Annotated in this window: 11 protein-coding genes and 1 pseudogene; 5 read left to right on the top strand and 7 right to left on the bottom strand. The window is 44.1% G+C overall.

The window, feature by feature from the left end; translation table 11 throughout:
* Positions 1-71: 71 nt before the first annotated feature.
* Positions 72-365 (bottom strand): hypothetical protein, encoded by a 294-nt coding sequence (locus tag MSG33_RS05490; protein WP_005392536.1) that lies wholly within the window; start codon positions 363-365, stop codon positions 72-74.
* Positions 366-610: 245 nt separating this feature from the next.
* Here MSG33_RS05490 and MSG33_RS05495 point away from each other — a divergent pair, with 245 nt between their 5' ends.
* On the top strand, positions 611-904 hold the full coding sequence (locus MSG33_RS05495) for a metalloregulator ArsR/SmtB family transcription factor (protein WP_005375388.1): 294 nt from the start codon (positions 611-613) through the stop codon (positions 902-904).
* A gap of 108 nt (positions 905-1,012) precedes the next feature.
* Here the strand turns inward: MSG33_RS05495 and MSG33_RS05500 are convergent, their stop codons facing one another.
* Positions 1,013-2,362: an alpha-amylase family protein gene (locus MSG33_RS05500; protein ID WP_248380170.1), complete on the bottom strand. Its 1,350-nt coding sequence runs from the start codon at positions 2,360-2,362 to the stop codon at positions 1,013-1,015.
* 518 nt (positions 2,363-2,880) lie between these two features.
* On the opposite strand from MSG33_RS05500, the gene MSG33_RS05505 reads away from it, so the two are divergent.
* On the top strand, positions 2,881-3,237 hold the full coding sequence (locus tag MSG33_RS05505; protein WP_248380171.1) for a MerR family transcriptional regulator: 357 nt from the start codon (positions 2,881-2,883) through the stop codon (positions 3,235-3,237).
* Between the two features lie 58 nt (positions 3,238-3,295).
* Positions 3,296-3,673: a carboxymuconolactone decarboxylase family protein gene (locus MSG33_RS05510; RefSeq protein WP_248380173.1), complete on the top strand. Its 378-nt coding sequence runs from the start codon at positions 3,296-3,298 to the stop codon at positions 3,671-3,673.
* A 77-nt stretch (positions 3,674-3,750) separates the two neighbouring features.
* On the opposite strand, the gene MSG33_RS05515 is transcribed toward MSG33_RS05510, so the two are convergent.
* A complete protein-coding gene (locus MSG33_RS05515; RefSeq protein WP_005375384.1) occupies positions 3,751-3,981 on the bottom strand; it encodes a PAS factor family protein in 231 nt (76 codons plus the stop codon).
* Between the two features lie 285 nt (positions 3,982-4,266).
* Complete coding sequence (locus MSG33_RS05520; protein WP_248380175.1) at positions 4,267-6,693, bottom strand: M9 family metallopeptidase; 2,427 nt, start codon at positions 6,691-6,693, stop codon at positions 4,267-4,269.
* 447 nt (positions 6,694-7,140) lie between these two features.
* Here MSG33_RS05520 and MSG33_RS05525 point away from each other — a divergent pair, with 447 nt between their 5' ends.
* Positions 7,141-8,118, top strand: coding sequence for a hypothetical protein (locus MSG33_RS05525; RefSeq protein WP_248380177.1), 978 nt, complete (start codon positions 7,141-7,143; stop codon positions 8,116-8,118).
* Between the two features lie 31 nt (positions 8,119-8,149).
* Here MSG33_RS05525 and accD read toward each other — a convergent pair whose 3' ends face one another.
* A complete protein-coding gene (gene accD, locus MSG33_RS05530) occupies positions 8,150-9,013 on the bottom strand; it encodes an acetyl-CoA carboxylase, carboxyltransferase subunit beta (protein ID WP_104973033.1) in 864 nt (287 codons plus the stop codon).
* A gap of 142 nt (positions 9,014-9,155) precedes the next feature.
* On the opposite strand from accD, the gene MSG33_RS05535 reads away from it, so the two are divergent.
* Positions 9,156-10,055 carry a LysR family transcriptional regulator gene (locus MSG33_RS05535; RefSeq protein ID WP_248380178.1) on the top strand — a complete coding sequence of 300 codons (900 nt, stop codon included), beginning with the start codon at positions 9,156-9,158 and terminating at the stop codon, positions 10,053-10,055.
* 131 nt (positions 10,056-10,186) lie between these two features.
* Here the strand turns inward: MSG33_RS05535 and MSG33_RS05540 are convergent, their stop codons facing one another.
* Together MSG33_RS05540 and MSG33_RS05545 are read right to left on the bottom strand one after the other, a co-directional pair.
* On the bottom strand, positions 10,187-11,746 hold the full coding sequence (locus MSG33_RS05540) for a methyl-accepting chemotaxis protein (RefSeq protein ID WP_248380179.1): 1,560 nt from the start codon (positions 11,744-11,746) through the stop codon (positions 10,187-10,189).
* A 344-nt stretch (positions 11,747-12,090) separates the two neighbouring features.
* Positions 12,091-12,441: pseudogene (locus tag MSG33_RS05545) on the bottom strand (DUF3147 family protein).
* Positions 12,442-12,473: the final 32 nt, after the last annotated feature.

Below are 12,473 nucleotides of genomic sequence, written 5' to 3' on the forward strand. Positions count from 1 at the left end.
CCGTTTGGGAGGTTTTTCTTTTTCAGTACCGAGTCACATGCCGTGCAGGATAAAATGATCTTCTCACGAGATTACATAAGATCATTCATTAAAATCTCATACTCTTCGTTTGCTTCTTCCACTAAGTGAGAAAGCTCTAACGCATCAGTAACTGCAAGATTGAACTGCCACGGAGTTGTGTCTTCTTTACCACAGATTCGAGTTTCACACCCACGGCTCTCAAAAGACAAATCATCAAACTCTGTGGTATGGCGCTCTTGAAGTTCTACAATCTCAACTTCTAATTTACCGACAGGGTTAACTTTAACGTGAGCATGTAAATCTGAACTGTTAGACAAACAATAATCTCTATGAACCGCAATCATGGCCGCCTCCTTGGTCTGCCAACTGACAACTCACCCATAAGTGTAGACGAGGGAGTTTGAACGTGGGGTGAAATAATAATGAAGATTGATCTGTCTCATTGGAGTAGACAATTATTGTTGTGCTGGTATGAGCCGGTATGAATCTCATCTGATTTAAATCGTTCCTAGATCACAAGAGTTGGCATTTACCGAGACTTTCCCTATTATCGAAACAAATTTACTGTAGTCATTCTTTAGAGGTCAGTATGGAGCTTGAAGCCGTCGCTAAAGCACTAAAAGAGTTGGGGCATCCTACTCGTTTAAGTATTTACAAAGAAGTTGTCAAAGCGGGATACAAAGGTATCGCGGTAGGCGGCGTACAAGAAAAGCTTGGCATTCCTGCATCCACTCTCTCTCATCATATTTCTAGTCTAGCCTCAGCCGGGCTTCTCACCCAACGTCGTGAGGGGCGAACCCTTTTTTGCGTTGCAGAGTACCAATGTTTAGATGATGTGATCGGCTTTTTAAAGGCTGAATGTTGCGTTAATGAGTGCTCATAACCTCATAGCAGAGGCGAAAGACTTCGGTTTTACATTAGACTTTACCCGTTCTTGAATGACCGCCGACAAACATAAACACCGAGCTCGCTAAGCTCGGTGTTTTATTTTTTAGTTTTCGACGAGCAACATTGAGGCTTTAGGTGGCACAATTAACTTACCGTCAGATGGAACGTCCTGATCCGTCATCAAATCCACCCAGTCGCCATCCATTTTCAATGCCAAAGACTGCTGACGCTGCGATTTATTAAGCACGACAATGCCTTTGCTCCCTCGCGTAAATACCAGCATATCATCGTTACCTTCAAGAACACTCATCGACTCGCCATGCGTCATATTATGGAACTGGATCATTTTCGCCATTCGTGGATCGTTCCATGCGCCTTGCCATCTTGGTTTGCCATTTTTATCTGTAATACCGCTCGTGTTTAAGTCGGTATAAACCAATGGCACACCACCATCGCGGCCTAGAATGTAGGCATAAGCTAACCATTCGTTTTCCTCATCCATGATCAGATCAAGAAAAACGTCATTGTTAGGAATGTCATGCGTGACAACAAATGTAATGGCGCGACCAGGCGAAAGGGCCTGACCGAAACAGTATGGGTCAATCAACGACTTGAAACTGCCCTTTTTAGCAAACGCCTTAAAAATGGTCGAGAACAACGGGAAATCGTAAGCGCCTAAGCGAGTTTTCTGTAAATACGGCTCAAGAAACAACTGATACTCTTCCTCTGTCGCACCGCCATCGGTAATAATTTCGCCAAATATATGCACATCGCGCGTGATGTCGTCTGTCCAAACACGTTTAAGATGCTCTAACGTCATGTGTTTCGCGGCATCAATACGAAAACCTTTCACACCAATGGCTTTCAGTGCTTTTAGGTAAGCGCGTTGCTGCTCAACGACATGGTCACAAACACGGAGGGTTGGCAAGCCAGGATCGGTTGGTCCACCTGTGATGCGTCCATTTTGTACCTGCCATTTATCTTTCCAGTCTTTAATACCGAATGCTTCAACAAAGTCCTCTTCATCAAAAAGCGGTTGAGATAAGTCGCCAAATAACGTTAGCGACTGATATTTCTGTTTGTTTTGTTGGTATTCCTCCAGGACCTCTTGCCTTGGGTATTGGAGGTCTCGGCGAAGGTGGGCCTCATTTGCCATATGGTTAAACACCACGTCAGCGTAAACCCACACGCCAACTTGCTCCAGTTCACGAACCATACGGATAAAGTCTTTGGTATCACCCAACGCATTGTCGATGACACGGTAATCTTGAGGTTGATAGCGCTGCCACCAGCGATCATCCTGGGCGCTTTTCATTGGTGGCGAAACCAGCACGGAGCCGTAACCTAGCTCGTGGATTTCTTTTGCTCGTTGGGCAATGTCAGCATACTTCCAATCAAACGCATGTAAGATAACATTCGCACCGAATGATTGTATTTCCTGTGAGCCACTCATGTTGTTCTCCTACTCGTTTTCACTCACGATTACTTGTTTGCATTTTTTTGTGAGTGAATTCAATAGTCGAAATTATAAGAGCTATTCATCAGACGCCCTCACCCTTTTCGCCCTAACTCAAGGCTGAAAATGAAGGCGTAGTGACTCCTCCATTGCCCAAGTAGAAACGGTTCTGGACGTAAACGAGTAGATGACATTCAAGCACACCGCACATAAAACAAACTAAATCATTGTTTTGTATTGCAAAAAATTGCATTCAAAATATATAAAAGAAAATGCCCGGGTACGCCCTAAAGGAGGCCAAAGACTAAAAACAGCCAAACCACTCTATTGAGTAACTAATTTTTAATAAAGTGAAACTGGCAGGTGGATCACGTTTGGCGCGTATTCAAAACAGCCCCCTTCTGCGTATCCCACCTTAAAACATGGAAGATTACCGTTTGTATCTATCCCGAAATGACTTCAAAATGCGGAACTTAGCTTATGCCTATTGGTATGAATTACCTTGGAGGGTAATCATGAATATCAAAGAGTTTTCTAGCCTCGTCGGCTTGTCTGCTCATACACTTCGATACTATGAAAAAATTGGCTTACTTAAACATGTCCATAGAAACGCGAGTGGGCATCGAGTGTATGGTGCGAAAGATCTAAGCTGGATTAGCTTCGTAAAGCGATTAAAAGAAACTGCAATGCCGCTTGAAGAGATTCTGGAATATGCAAAATTAAGGGAAGTCGGCTCAGAGTCTGTACGACAACGCCAAGCCTTGCTAGAGCAACACCAAGAAAACCTCAAGCTCCACATTGAACAGCAGCAAAAGCACTTAACGGCTCTAGAAGAAAAAATTGCCTTGTATAAAAGCGGAAAAGTTCGTTGACTTAGAGTTAACTCTAAGGATTAAGGTATGTTTGCATTTATTCACTAGGAACATATCAATGGAACAATCACGCTTTAACAAAGGATTAGAACTACTCTCTCACATTGATGGCGACGCTGGTCATAACGTCATCGAAAGCTTACAAGATATTTGCCCAGATTTAGCTCAATACACCATTAAGTATCCGTTTGGCGATATTTATGCTCGCCCAGGCTTAGACCTAAAATCGAGAGAAATCGCAACCGTCGCCGCGCTAACGGCAATGGGGAATTGTTCGCCACAACTGAAAGTACATCTCAATGCAGCACTGAATGTAGGCTGCAGCGAGGCTGAAATTAAAGAAGTCATCTTACAGATGTCCGTCTACGCAGGGTTTCCAGCGGCATTAAACGGCATGTTTGCCTTCAAAGAAGTGCTGGCGGAAAGAGCAGAGTAATCACGACGTTGAAATCAATTTAAAGGCAATTAAAAACGGCCCTTGGGGATCGGGCCGTGATTTAAACAACGAGTGAATTAGCGCTCAGGGGTTTCAAGCAGTTTAACCGCGCAATCTACCGCGTTGTTAATGCCTTGACTACTCTCCAACTTGCCTGAACTTGCAGGACCAAGGGCACAAGAATACAAAGCCAGCTGCTTATCGAACGGCAGATCCAACTGTTCATATAGATTTTGTCGGATTCTTGCATGTTGTTCTGGTTCTTGGTTAGCAAGGCTAATCAACGTTTCATAAATAAGCGTTTTCATGTCTTTCCCTTTTCACTTTATTGCACGGGGTGCATATATATTGTATCCGTTTGGAAAGCACAAATCAGAAGCTAGGTCACAGAACGCGTCGCTAAAAAAGTTTATGTGCGCGGTAAATTGTAATACAAACCTAAAGCCGTTTAGAAAAAGAGCAAAGGATAACTCGATAAATCAGCCGATTAACTGGCATTCGCCGCTGTTTGATCACAATGGCATCCGATACAAACAAAAACGCCGCTCTATGAGCGACGTTTTTTATCTCGATTTCAGCTAATCGAGCATGTTTTAGTTGAAGTGCACTAACATTTCAACGTCATCACCTTGTTCTGGTGCTTGAAGAGAGAAGTGCACATAGCCCGCTTCAGTAACAGGAATCGCAAAGTATTCGTTGCTACCTGCATAGTTGGACACGTACTCGTGTTGCTCAACCGTAGGCCAATGCTCTCTGCTGGCGTATAGATCGACATTACCAGTTTGAGAGTGGGCCGTTAGCCATACACGAATCTCTTCAACACCTTCAGGTACATACACTGCCGCATAACGCTGCTTGTGCACAGTGAGCATTTTTGCTTCACCAGACTCTAGTACCACTGGTGCCAAATCGTCTTGCACTTGTGTTGGCGGTGTTTGCGCTTCAACGTCTAAAGCAGCCACAAGATTCACAGAGTCATAGCTATCACGGCCAGTTAAACTGATGTAGTAACGACCTGCTTTCACGTAACCATCCTGCTCTGGCTCAAATACAATCTCTTCATTGCTGCCATCGCCATACTGGCTCATTTCAAAGTCGTAGTAATGCGCGACTTTGTTGTAGCTCATGTAAAGATCCGCATCACCCGCGCCCTCAATAGATACATTGAAGTTAACGGTGTTGGCTGGAACATCAACGTAGAACAGTTTTTCGCTGTATGCTTCGCCACTGAGTTGAATGCTTTGGTTCGCCGTCAATTCAGTCACTTGTGCTTCAGGTTCTGTTGGTTCTATTGGCTCTTCTGGGTCAGTACCTGGTTGCTCTGGCTCCACTTCTAACGTATCCAACCAACGCTCAAACTCTGCGTCATATTGTTGACCTAATGTCGTCACCTGTTGCGCCCACTGTTCAAACTGACCAGTGCGCGACAACGCCAACAAGCTTTCTACGTCTTGCGGATGATTTTCCAGCATGAATCGAACGGCCAAGTAACCCCAACGATAGATACGATTAGTATCGTGAGAATATGTGGTATCAAACACAGTTGAAAGGCTCAATTTACCGCCTGCAATCAGTTCGATCGCAGCTTGGTAGCCTTGTTTGTAATGCATGTATTCAGCAAAACCTTCCAGCCACCACACGATATGACCGTGGGCTAAGTTATCACTGAATGAGCCGTACTGGTTAAATCGCGCGTCCAAATAGTGCGTGTACTCATGCTCTAGATTCAAAATCGATAAATCTTCGCCATTCGCATAGCGATAAGCCACGAAACGGGCGGTATTGTCCGCTTTTGATGGATTCCCTTCAAGGTACTGACCACCGTTGTCCGTTGTATTACCAAACAGGAACGAAGAATAATCAACGTAGCTGTCGTTACTAGCAAACACCGCCACCTCAACACGGTCATTCAAGTCATCAGCGACAGGTTGATTGCCCGTATTCGCCACTTGATGGAAGTCGGCTTCTTTCGCAGCCAGCACTTCACACGCTTTCGCAGCTTGAGCATCGGTCAGATCTTCAGAGCGAATGATGGCAGGTCCCTGACACTCAAAACGATTTGGCATCACGCGCGCTGCTAGATCTTGCTTCGCTTGATCTAGGTCCAGACCGTTTAAACCTTCAGGTGCGTAGTAGCTCATCATCTCTACGGCAGCAAGCCACAGTTTGTCATGCTCACTACCCAGTGGGTAACGCTGCATCACTTGTTGCATCACAGCCAAGGCTTTGCGTTTGGTCTCCTGATCTGGGCTCGCAAGCAAACGACCAGTTTCACGTAATGCATTGAAAACAATAAAGCTCGCATCCGTATCCAATGCCCAAGCGTTATCAGATGCGAATCTCGCTAATGTATCAATATGGTGAGTATTGTTTGCCATGTAGCGGTAGAACTCATCGTTTGCTACATGACCTGCCATAGAACGGAACAGGTTGTTTAAACCATCGACCCATTGCGTGTCCTGCGCGGTTTCACGGTTAAAGTGCATCAACGCGGCCATCATGCTATCCATGGTCAGCGGCAACTGCTTCACGTTATCAACCATCAAAGTCAAGCTCTTCATTGCGCCAACTTGTTCACGGCCTTGATCCAAAGCATGAGGGTTGTTAAGGAATAGGTTCGTCGACTGAGCAAAACGCTGACTCAACGCTTCTGAAAACTCAGGTGTACCTGTGCCAGCATTGTAACGAACGTAGTATGCAGCACGAATAAACTCGCCCAGATTTTCTAGAACACGAGCTTGCTCTGCTTCTCCACGATAGCGGGCAATTTCTTGATCCAACGCGACTTGGATACGGCTTAAGCTCGCTTCGCTGTAAATATCGTTCAGCGTTGCGGAAGGAGCTGAAAACCAAGCGTGGTAGCAATCATACTCTGCACCAGAAACGGCAGCAGCCAAGTCTCTCGATTGTTGTAAATCAGCAACAGCGCACTGGTTTTGTGCAAAAGAGAAGCTAGACACACTCGCTAGCATACAAGCAAGCGCCAAACGATGGCGCGGGAAAAAACGGATATGAGACATAACAACACTCATTGATTATTAACATACATTGAGTGGGGGTTTATATTCTTTACAGCTCAAACAGTGAAATCAGTATCATAAAATTTATGAAATCGCTCCCAAAAATAGGCTTTTTACTCTAAATTTATGGGATCAATCCCAACCCAAGATTTCTCACAATTATCAATAAAAACATTAATTTACCTTTTTCTAAATAACGACTTTATGAGGAAAATTGCCCTTAAACGCCCCCTTAACTCTTCCAGATAGAGTTCACGACAATCAAAGGTTCTAAATTAAATTTTGATGCTTGATACCATCTATTTTTATTTGTGACTCATTCCCAATAAGTCATCGAGTGCATATCAAAAGGTTGGCATTAATGGTAAATTCTCCGCCACATCAAACACATTTACTCCTCGAGTCATTGATGAGTGAATAAAGCAGACATTTGGCTAGGGATAATACATGTCACTTTGGGGATTTTTGGGAGCGGGGATTGCCTACTTCATGACAACGTTTGCCTTTGTTTTTGGCGGCATTTTTTGGTTATGTGCTGAAGGTAATACATTAAGAGAAACAAAGCGCCAATCATCAATAATGTCCGGGGTTATTGCTTGTACTATTGGAACTTGGGTGCTTGCTTTTGGTGTTTACGTTTACGGTTACTTTTGGGATAACTCTTCTCACTATTATTTTTATTTGCTCGCTCCATGGGGACTTGCCATTTTTGGGGTAAAACTTCGTAACCGCTGGGTTAAGCAATACGCGCGTGTAAAACACGCAAAAGAAGAACAGTGGCAAAAGCGCTGGCGAGAATTATTAGGGGAAGATACTGAAGATCTTCCACCATATACACATGATTACGAGCTCTACTCGGGCATTTGGCAAGCCAATGAAGCGCTCCGAGAACAGTGTTTTGCAGCCCTTCCTCACGGGAAAGCAGTCTACGAGAGAGTGAAAGCCTTCCAAATGATGGCCTCCCCCGCTGGTGACATAAACAATCAAGTTTTGCTGAGTAAACTCGATCAACTAGAGGATGAAATCATTCAAGTTCTTGAGCAACACTCGCAAAAGAAAGTAAGCATTGAAACTGGCACAGGTACTTTACGCAAAGAGTCAAAACGCAATGTTTATCGCCATGAGAATGGCCCAACAGAAGAGCAACTGTGCGACTCAATCAATCTCCAACATGATTTGGATCGAGAGCTACGCAACATTATCTATGATCTGCTCGGTTACGATGGCGAAGATGAGTACTTTTTCCTCCAAGCGCCACTCGAAGAGCTTACCGAGAATGAAACCGCAATCAACTGGATGCTCTGGGGTTTAGTAAGCGACCATTTTGCTGTTGACCCATACCAAACGGCGTTGGATCTCAGCCTAATGAATGCGGAACCAAGATGGGGCCAAAATGAACGGTTTGTAATGATTACGGCTCAATAAACGCAAGTACTAAGTCTAACTTTAATACAACCTATTCTGAGACCACCCTCGCGTTGGTTAACTTAGCCAATAAGCCGCCAACGCGATCACGCATTTCACGTCTGTCTACAATCATATCTAATGCACCATGTGCCAATAAAAACTCACTTCTTTGAAACTCGTCTGGTAGCTTTTCACGTACCGTTTGTTCAATAACACGCCTTCCCGCAAAGCCGATGCTTGCTTTAGGCTCACCAATATTGATGTCTCCCAACATGGCTAAACTCGCCGAGACGCCACCATAAGTTTGGTCCGTCAATACTGAGATATAGGGTAATCTGTGCTCAGATAAGTAGTTTAACGCGGCGCTGGTTTTTGACATTTGCATTAGTGCTACCAAAGACTCTTGCATGCGCGCCCCTCCGCAAGCAGAAAAACACACTAGCCCAGATTTTGTATTAATCGCAGTTTCAACGGCGCGGACAAATTTCTCGCCAACCACCGCCCCCATCGACCCAGCCATGAAAGAGAATTCAAACGCACAAGCTACAACAGGCAAGCCTAGCAACTTCCCCTGCATCACAACCAAGGCATCTTTTTCTCCAGTCGTTTTCTGCGCGATGGCAATTCGCTCTTTATATCGCTTTAAGTCTTTAAAACCCAAAATATCCTGCGGTTCCAACTCACTTGCCAACTCTTGCTGTGTTCCATGATCCAGAAAAGTGTTCAACCTTTGACGTGCAGCCATTCTCATGTGATGAGAGCACCTAGGACATACTTCCAAATTCTCTTTTAATGCCGCGCGATAAAGTATTTGTTCACATTCAGGGCATTTTGTCCAAACGCCCTCTGGAATAGACGCTTTGCGCGAACCTATTATATTCTTATTCTCAAATAACCTTTCTAGCCAACTCATGAGTACCTCATTATTGATCACCTCGTAGCACGACATCTGCATCGTTTGCCCGCTCTGACTGTTAAATAAAATTGTATGCAACTCAGTCTGAGGATAAAGTGCAATATGCTGGCTTGATAATCCAATAAAGTGGGACAATAGAATGTTTGATGACGTCGACCAAATCTGGTTAAAAAGTTTTCACTGTGTGTATGAAAACAACAGCTTTAAGCGAGCCGCTGAGTGTTTGAATATACCAACATCGAATGTCAGCCGACATATTGCCCTGCTTGAAGAAAAGTTAAACATCAGGTTGTTCAATAGAACGACAAGGCGAATGACGCCTACCGAGGCTGGAGAAGAACTCTATAGCAGCACTCGTCCACTATTAGAACAACTCAACAACGCGCTAGAAACCGTGACTCGCCACTCGCACACCGTAACGGGAGAGCTACGTATTCTTATGCCAGACACACCTGTACTGGCCAAAGCGGTTGTCACCTTTTGCACGCAATACCCGTCAATCTCTTTGTCTTGCGATACAACGCTAAACCCTAAAGATGATGTTATTGATAGCTTTGATGTCATTTTAAGTTTTCATAGAGGGACTTTGTCTGACAGCAATTGGGTGGCAAGGGAAATCAAACGCTGGCCCAGTGCTATTTTGGCTGCGCCTCAACTGCTTAATAAGTACGCCAGCCCTTACAAAATTACGGATTTAAATCATGTTCCCTGTATCACGACACTTACTGCAGTAAATGGCGCTCCCTGGGTGTTTAAAAATCCCGACGGAGGTCATATTACGCAAACAGTACAATCATCGTTCAAAGTAAACAGTGGCCATCTCGCTAAATCTGGCGCGTTATCAGGGCTTGGATACGCAATACTTCCAATAGAGTCATGCAAAGACGAGATCGAGAGCGGCAAGCTTGAAGTCATCCCTCTAGAATACGAACCTGAAGATTTAGTGCTTTATGCGTTTTACTCTTCTAGAAAACACTTAGCCAAGAAAATCTCTATGTTTGTTGAGCACTTAAAACAACTCGTGAAACTTAACGTCTAGTTAATCACTAATCATTTATCCCAATAACTATAAAAACTGGCATGGTAGAGCAAATCGACATTCGATTTTCTCAAATAAAAAAGCCAGCAATCGAGATTTACTGGCTTTTGCAAAAGGATTTCCGTTGGCGTTTAAATTCTAAACGCTCCTACGTGACGATCGAGAGTTCTCGATAATTCCGCAAGTTGTTGACTTGATTCTTCCAATTGCTCACTCGCCGTTAGCGCGTTTTTCACGGAGTGACTGACGGTATCCATATTCATGTTAATTTCATTTGCTACCGTCGATTGCTGTTCTGTTGCCGTTGCCACCTGAGTATTGATATCCAAAATGGTGGTCACTTGATCTGCAATAGCCTCTAGTGCTTGTCGAGCGAGCTCCGTTTCTGCAGTGCCTTCTTCAATTAGGGTTCTACTATTACTCATTGAATTAACCGCACTTTGGGCTTCGGTTTGCAACTGATGGATCATGTTGTCAATTTCATCAGTGGACTGAGCCGTTTTAGTTGCAAGATTACGAACCTCGTCTGCCACTACGGCGAAACCTCGTCCGGCATCACCGGCGCGCGCTGCTTCAATAGCGGCATTTAACGCCAATAGATTCGTTTGCTCAGAGATCCCTCTAATGACTTCGAGAATACTACCAATCGACTGAGTGTTGTCCGCAAGACTTACGATAATATTGGAAGTACTGTTCATCTCGTTTTCAAGATTCGTCATCGCCGTCTTAGTGCGTTCTAGCGTCTTGTAGCCATCTTGAGTCTCATTACTTGCCGTGCTCGCAGCACTTGCTGCACCAGCAGCATTTGACGCGATTTCGTTGACGGTCGCGATCATTTCGTTCATAGACGTGACAACCAGCATGGTTTGCTCATTCTGCTCCTGCCCTCTTGCAAGCGCTTGTTGAGATTGTCCACGCAGCGCGACAGCGGAACCATTCAGATCCACACCAGTATTTACAACTTGTGTAATGATTTCATGTACCTTGCCAACAAACACGTTGAACGCCGAAGAAATTTGTGCGACTTCGTCATTACCTTTTGCTTGTAAACGAACCGTTAAGTCTCCGTCACCTTTCGAGATGTCTTGCAACGCCTCCTTAAGCGCAGAGAGCGGTCGCATCAGTTTGTTGAGTAGCAGCGATAGAGCCAAAACACACAGAACGAAGATCACCACCATGGAAATCAGTTGGGAAGTAATAATTCCATTCGTCGCTTGGCTTACTTCTGTAATAGGAATACCAATATCAAACGTACCGTACAACTGACCATTCACGTAGATCGGCGCCATGATATCAAACACCCACACTTTCTGGACGTCGGCATACCACTTTGAATACTGTTGTACACCCTTGGTTGCACCTTCAACGGTGTAGTTATCATTGTAGGTTTTATTTAGCTTTTGCTTATCACTGTGAGCAACCGCCGTCACATTGCGATCAATTACGACTGCATAGCTTACGTCTGAACGTTGTTTCAAATCCTCAACGAGCGATTGTAAGTCTTGCATTGGGTTGGCTGAGTTCTCCAAAATATAACTTGCATTTCCTGCTAAAAACTCAGCTTGAACTTGGGATTTGTTTAAGATGATGTCATCGATTTTCTGACTCGAAATTAGGTACGTTGATGCCATACTTGCCACGACAGCAATACCAAACATGGCGCAAACGGCTAATAAGATGATTCTTTTCATTTTAATTGTCTCGGTACAATTCAATGTGATGCTCACGACAGAGCGTTAAGCCTTTCGCCTCTTATAACCAACACAAACTGTATTTTTAGCCTGTCTGGCAAAGCTAGACGTAACTTTGTAGCCACTGTATCTGCCTGATTACCGATAACTTTAGAATGAAGGAAGAAAAGTCTTCAAAACGTCACATTTCTACGAGGTTTGGCTGAAAGACAAGAGAGCAATCGCTAACTTCAAGTAAGCGGCCACACTAGCATCGAGAGTTAAAAAAGAGTTCTAGTTAGAGCCTTGAAAATATAAATAAGCGAACGCTTCGACCTATATTCTTACAATTCTCCTTTGCTCAACTAAGTTAATTCTATTCCAAACTCTTTGATAACGATGGTCACAATGAAGAAACAAACGATTGAAATAATGGCGCAAATTCCCAAAGAGAACCAAAATGAGTATCAGCTCAGTAAGAAAGGAAAAACTAGAAACATCGGCAATGTAGGCAGTACATACCAAAAAGTATAAAACGCGTGGTTCGCGAGCTTTTCCTGACCTTGACCTTCAATATACATCCAAATCAAAGCTAAAATAGTGACCGTCGGGAGCGCGGCAATCAGCGCTCCCGCTTTATCACTTCTCTTGGCAACTTCAGATATCAGCACCACTATTCCTGCGGTTAACGCGTACTTAGTAATCATCCACAACATGAAAGAGCTACCTTTAATAAACAAAAAGCGAC

Origin of the sequence: Vibrio sp. 1CM7H (genome assembly GCF_023161645.1) — a bacterium.
In the GTDB taxonomy this organism is placed as follows: domain Bacteria; phylum Pseudomonadota; class Gammaproteobacteria; order Enterobacterales; family Vibrionaceae; genus Vibrio; species Vibrio diabolicus.